We start from the raw sequence: 18,421 nt of genomic DNA on the forward strand, positions 1-18,421 counted from the left end.
CGGGGAATAATGTTTGGATTTAAGGTAGTGCGTCAAAATCATGTAGGATTGGTTGAAACTTTGGGGAGATACAAGCGTGAAGTTAACGCTGGTTTGAGTTTTTACATTCCCATTTTTCAAAAAGTTAGAATAGTGGACCTTGCAATGATACCGTTGTCCTTAAAAGGATATTCCGTTATTACCAAAGATAACGCTGAAGTACAGACAAACGTTACATTAAATTATCACGTTACCGATGCGCGTAAATTCGAATATGAAAACAGCAACTCAGTTGAATCAATGGTGCAATTAGTCCGTGGACACTTACGTGATATTATCGGTAAGATCGACTTGAACGAAGCACTAGGGTCAACCTCAAAGATCAACGCAGATTTAGCCGCAGCAATCGGGGATTTGACTAATACCTACGGAATCAAAGTAGACCGTGTAAATATCGATGAATTGAAACCATCAGCTTCCATCACCGAATCAATGGAGAAACAAATCAGAGCTGATCGTGAGAAGACAGCCGCCATTGCTAAAGCAAATGGTGAAGCCAGAAGTATTGAAATTGAAACAAAAGCCAGAAACGATGCGACCGTCTCAACAGCCAAAGCCGAAGCAGCTGCAACCATCGCCAGAGCCGATGCCAAAGCATACGAAATCAAGAAGTTGAATGACATGTTAGCATCAGCCGACAATAAATACTTCACAGATCAACAAATCCAAGCATTCGCAGCCTTGGCAGAATCTTCAAGTAATACCGTTGTGATGAGTAAAGAAGATATCGGAAAGTTCTCCGAAATCCCCGTTACCGCACAAGTTATGAATCAGATTAGTAAAAAGTAGAGAGAGCGGAGTGAGGGCGGTTAGCCTCCGAGGATTTGCCTAAGTACTGAAATCGCACGCGGATTTTGCGGGCAATTTCAATACTGTAGCAAACCGGAAGAGGTTGCCCTCACGCAGCTCGTTTCCACTATATTGCCAAGAACATTGGTTATCTAAATAAAGAACCGCTCAAGATTGCAAAAAGAATAATCATCATTTATAATATTTATGTAATCGAAAAGAGACCACAGGAATATGGCTCCCGTGATCTCAATCATGACTCGAAAAATTTCGTTGGTTGGCTAACCCTAGTGGTTAGCTTTTTTTATTATCCAATAGGCCACTGCAAAAAATATGCAGGCGATACCTAGTTGAACAACGGATTCTGCGAAAGCAAACACAGCCCAACGCACCTTATCATTTCACTCATAGTTAACCCTCCATTTCTCCAGTAATCGAGAGGGAGTATACTACTTGTTTTTAAAGCCACTAAAGTCAATAAAGAGAAATGACCCTTTACGACTCTAGCTTGAGTATAACTAAATAAATCAAACTTTTAAAATTTGATTTGTGATAATTGAGCATAAGTATTTTGATAACCCTCAGCATGAGGGCTTTTTTTATCTCTAAAAAAACAAAGCTCTTGACTATATGTTTATATCGACATATACTATTAATTGTCGATAACGACACAAGGAGGCAAATAACTATGACAAAAACATTTAAAACTTTAGAAGACTTTTTAGGAACACATTTCATTTACACATACGATAACGGTTGGGAATATGAATGGTACGCAAAAAACGACCACACAGTTGACTACCGTATTCACGGTGGTATGGTTGGTGGCCGTTGGGTAACTGATCAAAAAGCTGATATCATTATGTTAACAGAAGGTATTTACAAGATTTCTTGGACAGAACCAACAGGTACAGACGTAGCCTTGGACTTCATGCCTAATGAAAAGAAATTACACGGAACAATCTTTTTCCCTAAGTGGGTTGAAGAACATCCAGAAATTACTGTGACATATCAAAATGAACATATTGATTTAATGGAAGAATCACGTGAAAAGTACGAGACATATCCAAAATTAGTTGTGCCTGAATTTGCTAATATCACATATATGGGTGATGCTGGTCAAGATAACGAAGATGTTATCAGTGAAGCACCTTATAAAGGGATGCCTGATGATATTAGAAATGGTAAATATTTCGATAAGAATTATAACCGTATTAATAAATAGTATTAGAATGATATACGAGAACATCGTATATCATTTTTTTTGGAGGAATTATGCCTAAGAGACGAATTTTGCCATATGTATTGCTTGGATTGATAAACAATAAAGGCAAGTTATCCGGATACCAAATCAGTCAAGAATTCAAAAATGAAGTTGGCGAATTTTGGCGTGCATCACACAGTCAGATTTATCCCGAACTAGCTCGTATGAAAGAGGACGGTTGGTTAATTGATCAAGAAGATGGTAAATCAACTTACTATCAAATTACTGAAGTCGGCCATGGAGTTTTGCGTGCCTGGATGGAAGAACCACTGCAAGCAGATGAGGACTTGTTCTCGCTAAAAATGTACTTTGTATTGGATGAAACAGATCCGCTGATGAAGAAACTGATTTTTGAAGAGTTAAAAATTAATCAGGATAAGTATGCTCATTTGCAAATACGACTCCAAACAGTATTTTCCAATCAGCAACAAATAAAAAATAATTATGGTCACTATTTGATTTTGACGCGTGCTATCGAACGAGAAAAAAATCATATTGAGTGGTTAAAACGAGAAAGCGACGTTTAATGACGTCCTTTTTTTGTACAATTGAACTTGACTCCCGATATATTTGAACATACAAAGATGAATGAACCGGTTCGAATATAGTTATTCTTTTTTATTAATAGCCTAACTAACTATTAATAATAGGAAGAAACACAAAAAATAAAAATAATAAGTCTCCATTAATATGTCATTTCATAGGACTTTATACATGCTTTTTGTATTGCGCCGTGCATTTTTACAGTATCCAAGTTTTTGCTATTTTATATATTAGTGGAGTTCGGGAGGAAATAATTTTGAAAAAGGAAAAAATTCGCTACGAGGTTTTACATCCAACATACAAGGCTCTTTATGATTTAGTTGGCGAAGATAATATGATGAAAGTTTATCATGAATTCCGAGGCACCCAAGTACAGATGCCGATGAAACTCTATGATCGTCAAACACTTAAAAAATATTTGGGAAGCATCAGTGATAAGACCATAAGTATTAAAGATTTGTCACACATCTATGGTTTTTCCCAGAGATGGATTAGAAAGGCATTGTTTAAGGATAAAAAATGAAGCTAAGAAATTTAAACTTGGTCGTCCAAAATATATGTAAAAACAATTAATCAAAAAGTAAAAATAAAAATCTGGTTAACCTTTACTAAACGGAAAAAAGCGTCTGGTAAACGTTGCCAAATTTTTAAATTTGTCAAGAATTATTGTTTGGAACGAGCTAATGGACTATACTTTTTTATACATGCTTTAATTAAGCTGGGGTTTTTATGTATATAATTTACAATAACTTGTATATATTCGGAGGACGAAGTGGAATCAGAACAAAATATTAGTATGATGCAGATCGTAGGCATCTTACGCAAACATATAAAAGCAATTTTCGGAACAACTATTGTTGTTACTTTGGCAGCAATTTTCGTTACCTTTTTCGTTATGACACCAAAATATAGCGCCACTACACAAATTTTGGTCAATCGTAAATTATCAGATGATATGCAATCAGCGCAGTTCCAACAAGTTCAGGCTGATGTTCAGATGATTAGTACTTATAAGGATATTATTACTAGTCCTACTGTTTTAAGAGATGTTAATAAGGAAGTAAGCGCGTATCCGGGATATCCGGGTTCAATAAATGCGTTAAAGAGTTCGTTATCCATCAGTAATGCTCAGAATTCTCAAGTGTTTTCAGTAACGGCAAAATCTTCTGATGCAGGAACTGCAGCAGCAATCGCTAATATGACAGCAAAAGTTTTTAAGAAAAAAGTAGTAAAAATTATGAGTGTTAATAATGTTTCAATTGTTTCTGAAGCTACGGCAAATACAAAACCGGTAAGTCCTAGAAAGGCCTTAAATGTTATAGCTGGTGTAATTATAGGCTTAATCTTAGGAATAGCATTAGCATTTATTCGTGAGTTAACTGATAGAACAGTTTCAACTGAGACGTTCTTAACTGATGATTTAGGACTTACGAGTTTGGGAACTGTTGCTGAAATTGATCAAAAAGATATTGAAAGAACTGTTGAACATAAGAAAGTTCAATCTAAATTGAGTATCAATAAATCTTCAAGAAATCATAGAAGGGTCTAGGGAATAAAATGGCATTATTTAAAAAGAAAACTACAAAGCTAGATAATTATAGTTTGAAAAATGGTGTTGGTTTGGTTACTTATGATGACCCTACCAGTACGATTTCAGAGCAATTTAATACTATCAGAACTAATATTCAATTCTCATCTGTAGATAAAAAGTTGAATTCAATTTTATTCACTTCATCTGCTCCATCTGAAGGTAAATCTACCGTAAGTAACAATGTTGCGGTAACTTGGGCTAAACAAGGTGAGACCGTTGTTCTTGTTGATGCCGATCTTCGTCGTCCAACAATCCATAAAACCTTTAATGTAAGTAATCGTGTTGGATTGTCCAGTTACTTATTGGGAAATGCTTCATTTGAAGATGTTATTCAACCAACTATGGTTAAAAATCTATTTGTTATTACTAGTGGACCAATACCACCTAATCCGTCCGAACTTCTTGGGAGTATGAGAACTAAGGATTTAATTAATCGTCTTGAAGATAAATTTGGATTATTAATTATGGATACGCCACCAGTTAATACAGTTACTGATGCGCAAGTCTTGGCAGCACAAATTGATGGTGTAATTATGGTTGTACCTCAAGGAATTGCTGAAAAAGCTGGCGTTGCTCATGCTAAGCAATTATTAGATACGGTTCATGCTAATATTCTAGGTGTGATTATGAATCGTGTCACAAAAGAAAAGTCACAAGGCTATTATGGTGGATACTATGGTGGTTATTATGGCGGATACTATGGAGCTGAGAAAGAGAAATGAAATTAATTGATTTGCATTGCCACATATTGCCAGGCGTTGATGATGGTTCCAAAGATATGCAGATGTCATTAGATTTGGCTAAGGCAGCTGTAGATCAAGGAATTACCAATAGTCTGGTAACTCCTCACCATATGGATGGGGAATACACTAATCACAAACAAGATGTGATTAGAAAGACTAATGAATTTCAAGAAGCTTTAGATAATGCAGGCATACCGTTGAGTGTGTTTGCTAGTCAGGAAGTTCATCTAACAGGGGAACTAATGGATGCCATTGCTAAAGATGATGTTCTGTTCATGGATGAAACTAATCGTTATATATTGTTAGAGATGCCACACGATGGTATTCCTGAATATACAGCGGACATGATTTTTGATTTAACTACTCGTGGTATAACGCCAGTTATTGCCCATCCAGAGCGTAATCAAGGAATCCAAGAGGATCCTGATAAATTATATGATTTCGTTAAAATGGGATGTTTAACACAATTGACAAGTAGCAGTTATCTTGGTGTGTTTGGTAAAAGGGTTCAAACACTTACTGAAGAAATCATTAAAGCCAATTTAGGATTTGTTTTTTCATCTGATGCCCATAATTTTAAGGGGCGTAGATATTTGATGAAGGAAGCCTTTGAGAAGTTAGAAAAAGAAGAGGGACTTCGCAAGGCACAATTATTTAATCTTAATGCAAGAAATATCATCAATGGTGATGACGTTGGTGATACTGATTTTATTGAGATATCTTCATTACCTAAGAAGAAAAAGAAATTTTGGCTATTTTAGTATAAAGACAGTGTTTTTAGGGGGGATTTTAATATGGAATATTTTGATGATAAAAGTGATAAGGCAACTGTTAATCTTGAATATCAGAATAGAAGGTATATCTATCGAATGTCAAAAAGAATTTTTGACTTTGTTGCAAGCTTATTAGGATTAATAATTTTATCACCATTATTTTTGATTGTCGCAGTTATGATAAAAATTGAAGATCCAAAAGGCCCCGTTTTTTATTCACAAATACGATTAGGAAAAAATAAAAAGTCATTTAAAATGTTTAAATTCCGTTCAATGATAGTTGATGCTGATAGTCATTTAAAGGAATTATTGAAACAAAATGAAATTGAAGGTGCTATGTTTAAGATGAAAAACGACCCTAGAGTTACAAGGGTAGGACAATTTATCAGAAAATATAGTATTGATGAACTTCCACAATTAGTTAATGTATTGTTAGGCCAAATGAGTTTAGTGGGACCTCGTCCACCTTTACCAAGAGAAGTTGCTAAGTATACAGATCATGACATGCAAAGACTAACTGTGAAACCTGGTTGTACGGGCTTATGGCAAGTTAGTGGAAGAAACGATGTTGGATTTGATGAAATGGTTAGTTTGGATCTTAAATATATAAGTAAAAGAAGTATTTCTTTTGATTTGTACGTTATGATCAAGACTGTCGGTATTTTCTTTGTCCCTAATGGGGCATATTAATAAATTTATAACTATATTTTTTGTAAGGCTGAGTGTTGATTGCATAATCTCACTGGGCCTTATATTGTTAAAAGAAGTTAATTGAGGATGTTTAACTATGAAAGATTTTTTTATTGGTGTTGCCGGGCACAAGAAATATGATATGCCGAAAGATAATTCTTATGTTCCCATTCAAGTTGGTGCCTCGGGTAAAATGACAATACCAAATTTTACAAGAGATGATATAGGGGATAATATTTCTAATTTGAATTCCAACTATAGTGAATTGACAGGAATATACTATATCTGGAAAAATGTTAATTCTAGGTATAAAGGATTGGTTCATTATCGCAGATATCTTAAAAGTAAAGAAAATCATTTTACTAATGGGGAAAATAAAATTTTTGATAAGATTTTAACTACTTCAGATTTGGAATCGTTGTTTAAAAGCGCTGATGTTATTTTACCTCAAAAGAGAAAATATTATATTGAAACAAATTACTCACATTATGTTCATGCCCATCCATCTGAGGCATTGAAATGTACAAAGAATATTATTTCCGAGATGTATCCCAAATATAGAAGTTCGTATGATGAAGTAATGAATGCAAGATCTGCTCATATGTTTAATATGTTTATTATGAAATCAGAATTCTTTGATGAATATTGTGAGTGGTTATTTTCTATTCTTTTTGAATTACAAAATAGATTAGATATATCAGATTATTCAAAGCAAGAGGCTCGAGTTTTTGGCTATGTAAGTGAACTTTTATTGGATGTATGGTTAAAGAACAATAAGATTTCGTTTGTAGAAGTGCCAGTGTTGTATGTAGAGGGACAACAATTGTTTAAAAAGGGAATTGGATTTATTAAAAGAAAAGTTATTGGACATGGTGAAGCACATATTAAAAGTCATGTTGATTAGGTAATAATTGGAGAGAGATTTTATGAATACACCATTAGTTTCAGTAGTGATTCCAGTATTTAATGTTGAAGAATATCTTAAAAAATGTTTAAAAAGTGTAGAAAATCAAACTTATGAGAATATTGAAGTAGTAATGGTTAATGATGGTTCTACAGACAGTAGTAGAAGTATTTGTAAAGAATTTGTGAATGAAGATTCTAGATTTAAACTATTTGACAAGATTAATGGTGGATTGTCCGATGCAAGAAATTTTGGAGTCAGTAAATCTAGTGGTGATTTTGTTACTTTCGTTGATTCAGATGATTTTATAGATAATGATTATGTCGAGTATCTTTATGATCTTCTATCAAAAAATAATGTAAAAATGTCTATTTGCCAACACAGGACTGTTTTTACTAATGGGAAAGTAGAACATCATTTTTACCATGGAAATGAGAAACTTTCATCTGTAAAAACATTAGAACGACTTTTATATTCTGATGAAGTGGATACTTCTGCTTGGGCAAAATTATATAGCAAAGATTTATTTTGGAATATAGAATTTCCTGTCGGAAAATTATTTGAAGATATTTCAACCACTTATAAGTTTATTATGGCGTCAGAGTACGTTTCTATTGGTAGCGATGAAAAATATAATTATGTATATCGCTCTAAGTCTATTGTTAATAGAAAGTTCAGCTTGAATAAGATGGATTTGATTAGTATGACTGATCAAATGGGGAAAGACGTTAGCAAGAAATTTCCTCTGCTGGAAAGAGCTGTTTTACGTAGAAGGGTCTATGCTAAAATTAGTACACTTAACCAAATGCAAGGTGTTAAAGAACATAGGGATATAAAGAACAAACTAGTGAAACAAATTCGCTTGAATGGATTTAAAGTTCTAGGTGATTCTAAGACGCCTACAAGGGATAAAGTTGCCTTAATTTTAATATACCTTGGCTATCCCGTATACAGTTGTTTTTGGAAGTATTATCTTAAAGTAAAAAAGGGAATATAGTATGGATTCTTTAAATAAAGAGGAAAAATCAAATCCAGTAGTATCAGTAATAATACCGGTATTCAATGTAGTAAGTTATTTAGAAAAGTCTGTAAAAAGTGTTTGTACTCAAACATATGATAACTTAGAAATTTTATTAATAGATGATGGTTCAACAGACGGGTCTGATAAATTATGTGATTCTCTTGCAAATCATGATGCTCGTATTAGGGTTATTCATAAAAAAAACTCGGGAATAGCTGATACTAGAAATGTCGGATTAGAGAATGTGCATGGTGATTTTATAGTATTCATTGATTCGGATGATTGGGTGAAGTCTGAGATGATAGAACGATTGTTGAACGTCCTTTTAAATGAAAATGCTGATATTGTTGCTTGTGAAAACTACTTTGTATATGGCGATAGAATAGAAAAACCAGATACTTCTGGAAAATGTGTTCGTCAAGATAGTGATTCAAGTTTGAAGACATTACTGGATGACAGAAAGTTCAGAAGTAGAACTTGGGGGAGAATTTATAAAGCCTCTACTTGGAAAGGAATTTCATTTCCTTCGGGTACAACTTATGAGGACGTTTCTACGGTTTATAAAACGTACTTAAAAGCCAAAGTTATAGTTTTATTAGATGAACCATTGTACTTTTATAATCAACGAGATAATTCCATAGTTCATTCCGATAGTTATAAGTCCTTTTTTAATTTGTTGGATGCGAGGATTTTGAGAAAAAAGGAACTAGGTAAATTGAAACCAAAATTTTTACCTGAATTAAAAGTCTCTGTTATTGCAGCAATAATTGACATATATAGAGAGGCTGCATTGTCAAATCAGAGATTAGACTTTGGTGAGGATGAAAAACTACAATTAATTCTGTCAAAGAATTATGGGAAGTTAGAAAAAAAACTTCTCTCTCCTAGGTATAGAGCTGAATTAAATCTATTAAAGCTTTCTAAAGGGATGTTTTACTCTATGGAAAATAAGTTGAATAGTTTAGTTATTCATATTAAACGGATGGGGAAATGAGATGGGTTATTTATTAATATTTTTTATCTGCATAATTATTTTCATTGTCTTTATAAGACGTGATCTTACACACCCATTAATTTATTTTTTAATTCCATGGGTTTTGTGTCTTTTAACTTATGTGTTAGATATATATCGGATTAATGGGCAGATAAATCAGGAAGCTTTAAATTTAGTAATTATAGGTACATTAAGTTTCATTTTAGGAACTGTATTAATCCGTAAGACTTTAGTAGGGGCATTTAGAATAAATAATTCTGGAAGTGCTTTCCCAACAACTTATAGAAATTGGTTGATTAAACTAATAATTGTTTTCAGTACCGTATTCAATATTATGTTAGTTGTCATTATGATTAATTATTTAAGAAGTGGTATTAGTTATGCATATATTAGAGACTTGCTATATTCATATAATGATGATGGAACAAAGTTTTTTACTTCTAAGCTAATGTTGAATGTTTATAATATTGTCGATGTTCCAATGACGTATTGTGTTGCACCAGTAGCAGTTATTGAACTCTTTCATGGTAGGCTAAAGTTACAATATAAAGTAATGAGTTGGATAAGTATTGGTGCTTACATAATAGCAACTGGTGGACGATTAATTATTATGTTTATGCTATTCCAGTTTATTTTTGCTATGGGATACTATAGGAAAGATATTCCATGGAAAACTATTAGAAGAGTTGGAATGTTTGTCCTAGTTTTAGGAATAGTTGCTTTTGTTACCACATTGTTTAGGGTTAAGTCTCAAAGTGTCGGATCTTTAAAAATCAATTCAGTATATGCATATTTCAATGTAAACTTACCAATATTATCTCGATGGATAGGTACAGTAGATACTAGTGGCGTTAAGGGAAATGGTCTAGCATTTTTTGGTGGAATCTTTCAGCTTTTGGATGTGATCCTAAACAAATTTGGAATAAATTTACCAGTATATGAAAATGTTGCAAATTTAATTAATATACCTCAACAAAATTGGGTTCAAATATATTCAGGTAATTGGTATAACGCGTTTGATACTATGTTTTATGATTTATATATTGATTTTCGAATTTGGGGAGTCTTCATCGGTTCCCTGATTTTGGGTGGATTAAGTAAATGGATATATGTATTATCTACAGAATTTAAAAATGAGAAATATGTATTTCCAGCTATGATCCTAGTTGAAATACTAGCATCGTCCTTTTTTAGATGGCAATTTGGAACATTTACTTTTACCGGGGCGTTTTTACTATCGTTCTTTATGTTTAAGAATTTAAAAAGTAATGAAACTAATGGTTCAGAGGATTTGAGGTAAATACAATGGAAAAAGTGGGTACAGTAACATTGCATTACCCATATAATTACGGTTCTACCCTACAGGCCTTTGCTTTACAAAAAGTACTTGAGCAAATGGGGTATGAATCGGAAATAATAGATTATATATGTATGTATGATTTTGAAAATTATAAATTGTTTAGAATTCATCAGTATAAGAATAGACCTAAAACTTTTCTTTCAGATATTTTATATTTGAAAAAAAATTTAAAACGAAGACATTCATTTAGAAAATTTCATAAGAAATATCTAAAAATAACTTCAAAAAAGTATAACTCTATTGAAGAATTAAAAAGCTTAAATACTGAAATGAATGCATTTGTAGCTGGAAGCGATCAAATTTGGAACTTTGAGTGTACAGGTGGAGTAGATTCGGTTTACTTTTTGGATTTCGTTAGTTCTTCAAAGAAAAAAATTGCGTACGCACCAAGTATGGGACAAAACGGACAAAATCAAAAAGATCTTGATACCATAAAACCAATGTTAGAAAGTTTTAATTCTTTATCAATACGTGAAAAAAGTATGGAGAAAAAACTAGAAAGCTTAACAAATAGGGACTTTGAAGTTGTACTAGATCCCACTCTGCTTTTAAAAAGTGATGATTATTCCACTTTATTGAATAAAGATAATGATGGTAAGTACATATTTGTTTATCTCTTGGAGCCAAATAATGAATTGGTAGATTATGTATCTAAATTAGCCAAGGAAAAAGAACTAAAGGTATTATATATATCTAACATTACAAAAAAGAAAATTTTTGATTCAGTTAATTCTGAAAATTTATATGGTTTGGCACCAAATGAATTTCTATCTAAATTGAAGAACGCTGAATATGTAGTTACTAATTCCTTTCATGCTACTGTTTTTTCAATAATATTCGAAAAAAGATTTGCAACTTTTAAAACTAGGAAGAGTTTTCCTAGAATGTTAGATTTATTGGGTAACTTAGGATTAACTAATAGGATAATGGATTCAAATTTTAATATGGATGATCAAATTGACTTCAAAACTGTTAATAAAAAACTCGAATTACTTAAGCAGAATTCGATTAATTTTTTGAAATCAGCATTATCAAAAAATGATTAACTTTTTATCAAGAGGAGTAGGTTATGAAAGAAGAACATCGGCTTATAAAGAACACGGGATTAATTGCTTTAGGAAATTTGAGTACTAAGCTGGTTTCTTTTTTTCTATTACCATTATATACGGCGTTATTAACCACTAACCAATATGGTACTGTCGATTATATAATAAGTATTTCAACCTTTTGTGTTCCCTTTGCAACTATGCTAATGGATGAGTCTATGTTTCGTTATTTAATTGATGCAAAAAATGATAATGAAAGAAAATCGATAATTAGTGTAGCGGTAAAAATCACTGGAGTAGGAATTTTAATAGTTAGTGCTATTTGTGGAATATTATATCTATTTATCAATAAAGTGATGATATTGGTTTTCCTAATGTATATGATTTCGTCCGTTGTGGCAACTCTTTTTAGTGCTTTTTTGAGAGGTATAGGAAGAACAGATTGGTATGCCTTATATAATTGTATTACAGGAATTTTGAATGTTATTTTGAATGTAACTTTGATTGCTGTATTTAGATTTGGTGTATATGGTATGCTATTTGCTTTTATAATTGCACAAAGTTCGGTAGCCATATTTACGGCATTCAGAATACATGTTTGGCGTTTCATAGATTTCAAGGCGTCAGGGAATTACAGAGAAATGCTTAGATACTCAATACCAATGATTCCAAATAGTATTTCTTGGTCTATTATAAATTTATCGGATAGAATTGTGATAATGAATGTTTTAGGTGCCAGTGCATCAGGTTTATATGCCGTAGCTTATAAATTTCCTACATTAATGGATACAGTATATGGCTTTTTCTATCAGTCATGGAAAGAAAGTTCTGCACGTGCTCTTGCAAAAGATGATAGTGATGCATTTTTTCAAAAGATTTTTGTGTATTTGATTAATTTTTTAATTTCAGTAGTTCTTTTAATGACCGCATTTATGCCAATTATTTTTAGATTTTTTGTCAATCATCGTTATTATAGTGCAATCTATTGTGTACCAATATTACTTTTTGCAACGTTCTTTTCGAATTTGTCTGGTTTTTTTGGTGGTGTTTTCACAGCCCATAAAAATACGTGGATATTGGGTACAACCACTGTATGGTCTGCCATTATTAATCTGGTTCTTAATATTGTCCTTATTAAGACCATGGGAATATATGCTGCGGCATTTGCTACCTTGCTGTCAAGTTTTTTCATCTATTGGTATAGAAGAATGAAAGTTAAAGGCATGGTTAAATTGAGTTACTCAAAGAGAATCATTTTTATCAATATTATAGCCAGTGGTGTTGTATTGAGCTTATTCATGGTTCAGACACCTTTGGCAATAATTTCTTCCTGCATATTTGCTATGGGGTATTCCATTGTCTTAAATAAACAAATTCTTGGAATTGTTGTTTCTGGAATAAAGGCAAAATTTTTTAATTAATAATTAAATTGTATATCAAAGAGGTAACGAGATGAAAGAACTTGTAAAAAAGATTGTTCCCAACATCTGGGTAATTAAGTATAGAGAGTTTAGAGAACATGGTCGTGTAAAGAATGAATTTCGCGAAGATGCTGTTCAATATAATAATTCAACTAATTTCCATTTGGTAGGTAGTTCGGATAAGGGAGTTAAAGAATTATTGATTTTTCATACGCATGCTTTGGAGAAGGGACTTAGTCATCCGCATTTTAGACCTAATTTTGGAAAAAGAGCACTGTCTGGTTTGAAGGCAAATTTAGATGAATTTGAACGTTTGAATCTTGATAAAAATGACTTTTCTTACCAAAATGCTATTTCCGTTTTAAAATTTTACAAAAACAAGCATAAAAATGCGGGTATTGATACTCCTTTTTTTGATTCATTATTTAATCTTGATGAAATTTCATTTGGAAAGCAAATGGCTGGTGCAGAGAAACATGTTAATAAAGAAGCAAATGACATGAGCTTTGAAGAATTTGAATATTATCGAACAACGCAACGTGAATTTTCACATAAAGGCGTGGATAGTAGTGTATTTGATGAAGCAGTAAAGTTGGCTTTAAAAACACCTTCCGTCTGTAATAGGCAACCTTGGAAAGTCTACACAACAAGTAATAAAAATAAAATAGCTGAATTGTTAAGGTTGCAAAAAGGATTCAATGGTTATGAGTTACCTCCAACATTAAGTTTAGTTACTGTCGATAGAAGATCCTTTATAGGGAGTTATGAAAGAAATGAAGCATATATAGATGGTGGACTCTTTTTAATGAATTTTGATTTTTCTTTAACATACTTTGACTTGGCATCATGCATTCTTAACTCGATGTTACCTAACGAAGAACAAAGGAAGGTAAAAAAAATATTAGGAATTTCACCTTCAGAGGTTTTAATAGCATTTGTTGCGGCAGGGTATCCTAAGGATGAAGTACTAGCAGCAAAATCAGCAAGAAAACCTACAAATGAAGTACTAAAATTTGTTGATTAGTTTTATAGAAGGGGAAATGAATATATGATTCCGAAAGTTATTAATTACTGCTGGTTTGGACATGGAACAAAGCCAGATAATTTTGAATCTATAATTTCATCTTGGAAAAAATATTGTCCAGATTACAAAATTGTAGAATGGAATGAGAAAAATTACGATATAAATTCCAATGAGTTTGTTCGATGTGCCTATTCGATGAACAAATTTGCCTTTGTATCGGATTATGCACGGTTAGATATTATTCATCAGAATGGTGGTATTTATGTTGATGTTGATGTTGAGTTCCTAAGGAATATAGATGAAATTGTCAATAATGGCTCCTTTTTTGCTACTGAGGAAATTGATCGGATTAATACAGGTTTAATTTTTGCTGCTGAAAAAGGGGATACTATTTTAGGTGAAATTTTGAATATATATTCTTCAATGGATAAGGATGCGGCTATAAATGCAATAAATTATAGTAGTACTGTTGAGATAGTGACATCTTTCTTCAAAGATAGAGGATTTAAATTTAATGGGAAACGTCAGAATATTGATAATCATATAATTTATGAAACTTCTGTTTTTTGTCCTCAGCAGTATGGAGAAATTAAGAATTCTAAAGATTTTGGTAATGCTTATACGACACATCATTTTAATAGTAGCTGGGTTTCAGAGAATAAATTCTCATTAGAGAAACAATATAGGCATGCAAGGGTTTCTAGAAGAATAAAAAAATATTTAGGCGTTCATGTATATAATTTAATATTTAAGGTGTATTCACCACTATTTGGACGAGGAAAACAATAAATTAGGAGGATTTATATGAACTACTTAGTGGTTGGCTCAGGTTTATTTGGCTCGGTATTTGCCAACGAAGCGGCAAAAAGAGGAAATAATGTGACTGTTATTGAAAAGCGAGATCATGTTGGAGGTAATATCTATACTAAAGAAGTAGAGGGAATTCAAGTACATAAGTATGGTGCTCATATTTTTCATACTAAAATGAAGGATATATGGGATTATGTTAATCAATTTGCAGACTTTAATAATTATATAAATAGTCCAATTGCAAACTATAAAGGTGAGATTTATAACCTTCCATTTAATATGAATACATTCAACAAGCTATGGGGAGTAATAACACCTACTGAAGCCAAAAGAAAAATTGAAAGTCAAAAAGAAGCGCTTCATATTGAAGGAAATCCCAAAAATCTTGAGGAACAGGCACTATCTTTAATAGGGCCAGATGTGTATGAAAAACTGGTTAAAGGATATACAGAGAAACAGTGGGGGCAATCCGCAAAGGATTTACCAGCTTTTATTATCCGTAGATTACCTGTAAGATTTACATACGATAATAATTACTTCAATGATCCATATCAAGGAATTCCAATTGGCGGCTATACTCAAATTATTAATAAGCTACTAAGTAATGAGTTAATAGACGTTAAAATTAATACAGATTTTTTTGAAAATAAGAACAAATATTTGAAATCTGATAATAAAATTATTTTTACCGGTATGATTGATCAATTCTTTGATTACAGATTAGGTGAATTAGAATATCGTAGTTTACGCTTTGATACAAAGGTTTTGAATGAAGATAATTATCAAGGAAATGCAGTTGTAAATTATACTGATTCAGATACACCATTTACTAGAATCATCGAACATAAGCATTTTGAATTTGGTCAAGGGAATAATGGAAAAACAGTTATTACCCATGAGTATCCTCAAGAATGGCATCGTGGGGATGATCCTTACTATCCAATCAATAATAAAAGAAATAAAGATTTATATTCAAATTATGTTAAATTAGCAAGAAATGAATTTCCAAATGTTATATTTGGTGGTAGATTAGGACAGTACCGTTATTATAATATGGATCAAACTATTATGTCAGCAATGCAAATAGTAAAAAGAGAATTTGAAAATTAGATTACCATGTGAATATCTAGAAATTTTAATGAATCATTAGATAGTCTATCTGTAATAGCTCGGGTATTTATTGTATTAGTTTAATTAATTAGAACATGGATGATTTGGTTTTAGGGGGATAAGATGCATAATAATAGAAAAAAGAAAAAACATACATTAAGAAATGTATTTTTATCATTCGTATTGTTACTTGTTTTGGGTGGAGCAGCATATGGAATGACGCGCTATCGAAGCGTAAAGAATTCAGTAAATAGTTCATTTAAACCATCAGGTGTGACTAAAGAACGTGATGTAAGTAATGCCTTAAAGAATAAGAAGCCAGTGTCTATTCTTTTAATGGGAACAGATACCGGTGCATTAGGTCGAGATTATAAGGGACGTACTGATAGTATGATGGTAATTACTTTAAATCCGAATAATAAGAAGACTACTGTAACAAGTATTCCTCGTGATACGGCTGTTAATATTCCAGGATATAAGTCAGTTTCTCCTGCTAAAATCAATGCTGCATATTCATACGGCCAAACTAAGACAGCTATTAAAACTGTTCAAAAACTTTTGAACATTCCGATTGATTTCTATGCACTTATCAATATGGGTGGTATGGAAAAAGTTATTGACCAGGCTGGCGGAGTTGATGTAACACCGTCCTTGAGTTTTAAATATGAAGGATCTTCATTTACAAAGAATGAAAAAACTCATATGAACGGGAAAAAGGCCTTGGCATACTCGCGTATGAGATATGACGATCCAAAAGGCGACTACGGTCGTCAGACTCGTCAAAGGGAAGTTCTTACTGCCTTAGTACATAAGAGTAGTTCAGTATCTACGTTATTAAATCAAAGCTTTATTAACTCATTGTCTGATCAAACGCAAACTGATTTAACGTTCGATGAATTAACTACAATTGCTAAGGATTATAATTCGGTTAGAAAACATACCTCAGAAACACATTTGCAGGGTAGTAGCGATGAAGTTGCTAAACAAAGTATGGAAGTTATGAAAAAATCTGAATTACAACGCGTAACAAACTTTATTCGTGAGAATTTGGATTTGCCTCACGCTAAGACTGGTAATATTGAGTTTAAACCGTCAACACAGAGTACTAATACCAATAAATCAGTTCAAGATATTAATAATATTGGTTCACAGCGTTCAAATACTACAAATGATTCTACTGCAAAAAGTAAGGGAACTACTAGCAACTCAGGGTATTCAAATACAGGGTATTAGAATTTTTGAAAACTATATATTTACATATGGGAAATCATGATTCTTAAGAATAGTGATTTCTCATTTTTTTGTCAAAAAAGAAGTTTTAAAATGACTTTTGAGGGGCGATAATTTAATGAAAAGAATTAGATGGATTGATTTTGGTAAAGGATTTACCATATTCTTTGTATTGACTGCACATTGTATAGATGAACTTTATGGAACAAATATTTTTCCAAAATATGATGTGTTTTCTAAATTGATGTTGGCAATAATATATACATTTATAATGCCATGCTTTTTTGCACTGTCAGGTTTTTTATATAAGTCACCTAAATCGAATAAAGGATATCTGTATTCAATTAGAAAAAAATTTGTAAATTTTTCGATACCGTATATCGTATTTTCAATTTTATATGTATCTTTACAGCATTTGACGAAAGTTAATAGATTGAATCCATGGGGAAGTCTGATATTTATATATAAACAGCCAATAAGTTACCTTTGGTTTTTATATGTATTATTTTTAATATTTGTTTTTATAGGTTTGATGGATATAATAAAGGTTCCTTTTAACATTCAGTTAGTTTTAAGCATAATTTTGTTTATTGTAGTACAACTGATAAATCCAGTTTACTTTATATATGCGACATTTTCATGGTTACCATGTTTTTATATGGGAATTCTAATTAAGAGGAATATGAATATTCTGAATAATTATATGGTATTTGTAATTTCTTTAATAATTACGATTTTTGGTTTAGCAATAAGAATATATTTAGGCGGTTCATGGTTTAGAAACAATGATATGCTAATGAATACTGCAATTTTCAAAGTTGGAAGTATATTCCTGATGTTCTTTTTCTTCTACCATGTTCAAAATAATAAGTTTTTTGAATATTTTGAGAAGTATGGAAATTATTCAATAGTTATTTATCTGGTACATTTACCTTTGACGTCCTTTTTTTAAATTTTATTGATTAAAATTGGAATTCCAAATTATTTTATCTTTTTGATTTTATCAATAATTTTATCATGGTTCGCTTCATTATTTATTTGTTATCTTTCAAGGAAGGTAAACATAATA

Annotated in this window: 19 protein-coding genes; all 19 read left to right on the forward strand. The window is 31.9% G+C overall.

Going from position 1 to position 18,421, the window contains the following annotated elements; translation table 11 throughout:
• The first annotated feature begins 9 nt into the window (after nucleotides 1-9).
• The 19 genes from ATN92_RS02165 to ATN92_RS02255 all read left to right on the forward strand — a co-directional run bounded on the left by ATN92_RS02165 (nucleotide 10) and on the right by ATN92_RS02255 (nucleotide 18,304).
• On the forward strand, nucleotides 10-828 hold the full coding sequence (locus tag ATN92_RS02165; RefSeq protein ID WP_025085357.1) for an SPFH domain-containing protein: 819 nt from the start codon (nucleotides 10-12) through the stop codon (nucleotides 826-828).
• Between the two features lie 688 nt (nucleotides 829-1,516).
• Nucleotides 1,517-2,053, forward strand: a complete 537-nt coding sequence (locus ATN92_RS02170; protein ID WP_056953497.1) for a phenolic acid decarboxylase — start codon at nucleotides 1,517-1,519, stop codon at nucleotides 2,051-2,053.
• A 50-nt stretch (nucleotides 2,054-2,103) separates the two neighbouring features.
• Entirely contained in the window at nucleotides 2,104-2,619 is a 516-nt protein-coding gene (locus ATN92_RS02175; RefSeq protein ID WP_056953499.1) for a PadR family transcriptional regulator, read from the forward strand.
• 272 nt (nucleotides 2,620-2,891) lie between these two features.
• Complete coding sequence (locus ATN92_RS02180) at nucleotides 2,892-3,158, forward strand: hypothetical protein (protein WP_056953502.1); 267 nt, start codon at nucleotides 2,892-2,894, stop codon at nucleotides 3,156-3,158.
• A 249-nt stretch (nucleotides 3,159-3,407) separates the two neighbouring features.
• Nucleotides 3,408-4,184, forward strand: a complete 777-nt coding sequence (locus ATN92_RS02185; RefSeq protein WP_056953503.1) for a YveK family protein — start codon at nucleotides 3,408-3,410, stop codon at nucleotides 4,182-4,184.
• 8 nt (nucleotides 4,185-4,192) lie between these two features.
• The gene (locus ATN92_RS02190; protein WP_056953506.1) at nucleotides 4,193-4,948 is read left to right on the forward strand and encodes a CpsD/CapB family tyrosine-protein kinase; all 756 of its coding nucleotides are present in this window, start codon (nucleotides 4,193-4,195) and stop codon (nucleotides 4,946-4,948) included.
• Nucleotides 4,945-5,730 carry a tyrosine-protein phosphatase gene (locus tag ATN92_RS02195; RefSeq protein WP_056953507.1) on the forward strand — a complete coding sequence of 262 codons (786 nt, stop codon included), beginning with the start codon at nucleotides 4,945-4,947 and terminating at the stop codon, nucleotides 5,728-5,730. Before ATN92_RS02190 ends, ATN92_RS02195 begins: the two co-directional genes overlap by 4 nt.
• A gap of 33 nt (nucleotides 5,731-5,763) precedes the next feature.
• The gene (locus tag ATN92_RS02200; RefSeq protein WP_056953509.1) at nucleotides 5,764-6,432 is read left to right on the forward strand and encodes a sugar transferase; all 669 of its coding nucleotides are present in this window, start codon (nucleotides 5,764-5,766) and stop codon (nucleotides 6,430-6,432) included.
• Nucleotides 6,433-6,529: 97 nt separating this feature from the next.
• Nucleotides 6,530-7,336 (forward strand): DUF4422 domain-containing protein, encoded by an 807-nt coding sequence (locus tag ATN92_RS02205; RefSeq protein ID WP_056953512.1) that lies wholly within the window; start codon nucleotides 6,530-6,532, stop codon nucleotides 7,334-7,336.
• 22 nt (nucleotides 7,337-7,358) lie between these two features.
• Nucleotides 7,359-8,333 carry a glycosyltransferase family 2 protein gene (locus ATN92_RS02210; RefSeq protein WP_056953514.1) on the forward strand — a complete coding sequence of 325 codons (975 nt, stop codon included), beginning with the start codon at nucleotides 7,359-7,361 and terminating at the stop codon, nucleotides 8,331-8,333.
• 1 nt (nucleotide 8,334) lies between these two features.
• Nucleotides 8,335-9,351, forward strand: a complete 1,017-nt coding sequence (locus ATN92_RS02215; protein WP_056953516.1) for a glycosyltransferase family 2 protein — start codon at nucleotides 8,335-8,337, stop codon at nucleotides 9,349-9,351.
• Between the two features lies 1 nt (nucleotide 9,352).
• Nucleotides 9,353-10,651 carry an O-antigen polymerase gene (locus ATN92_RS02220; protein WP_056953518.1) on the forward strand — a complete coding sequence of 433 codons (1,299 nt, stop codon included), beginning with the start codon at nucleotides 9,353-9,355 and terminating at the stop codon, nucleotides 10,649-10,651.
• 5 nt (nucleotides 10,652-10,656) lie between these two features.
• A complete protein-coding gene (locus ATN92_RS02225) occupies nucleotides 10,657-11,757 on the forward strand; it encodes a polysaccharide pyruvyl transferase family protein (protein WP_056953520.1) in 1,101 nt (366 codons plus the stop codon).
• A gap of 23 nt (nucleotides 11,758-11,780) precedes the next feature.
• On the forward strand, nucleotides 11,781-13,178 hold the full coding sequence (locus ATN92_RS02230) for an oligosaccharide flippase family protein (protein ID WP_056953522.1): 1,398 nt from the start codon (nucleotides 11,781-11,783) through the stop codon (nucleotides 13,176-13,178).
• A gap of 31 nt (nucleotides 13,179-13,209) precedes the next feature.
• A complete protein-coding gene (locus tag ATN92_RS02235; protein ID WP_056953524.1) occupies nucleotides 13,210-14,202 on the forward strand; it encodes a nitroreductase family protein in 993 nt (330 codons plus the stop codon).
• A gap of 24 nt (nucleotides 14,203-14,226) precedes the next feature.
• Nucleotides 14,227-14,991 carry a glycosyltransferase family 32 protein gene (locus ATN92_RS02240; protein WP_056953527.1) on the forward strand — a complete coding sequence of 255 codons (765 nt, stop codon included), beginning with the start codon at nucleotides 14,227-14,229 and terminating at the stop codon, nucleotides 14,989-14,991.
• Between the two features lie 15 nt (nucleotides 14,992-15,006).
• Nucleotides 15,007-16,122 (forward strand): UDP-galactopyranose mutase, encoded by a 1,116-nt coding sequence (glf, locus tag ATN92_RS02245; RefSeq protein ID WP_056953529.1) that lies wholly within the window; start codon nucleotides 15,007-15,009, stop codon nucleotides 16,120-16,122.
• Between the two features lie 123 nt (nucleotides 16,123-16,245).
• Nucleotides 16,246-17,355 carry an LCP family protein gene (locus tag ATN92_RS02250; RefSeq protein WP_056953532.1) on the forward strand — a complete coding sequence of 370 codons (1,110 nt, stop codon included), beginning with the start codon at nucleotides 16,246-16,248 and terminating at the stop codon, nucleotides 17,353-17,355.
• A 115-nt stretch (nucleotides 17,356-17,470) separates the two neighbouring features.
• Nucleotides 17,471-18,304: an acyltransferase family protein gene (locus ATN92_RS02255; protein ID WP_056953534.1), complete on the forward strand. Its 834-nt coding sequence runs from the start codon at nucleotides 17,471-17,473 to the stop codon at nucleotides 18,302-18,304.
• The last annotated feature ends 117 nt before the right edge of the window (nucleotides 18,305-18,421 follow it).

Source organism: Companilactobacillus bobalius, from assembly GCF_009764355.1.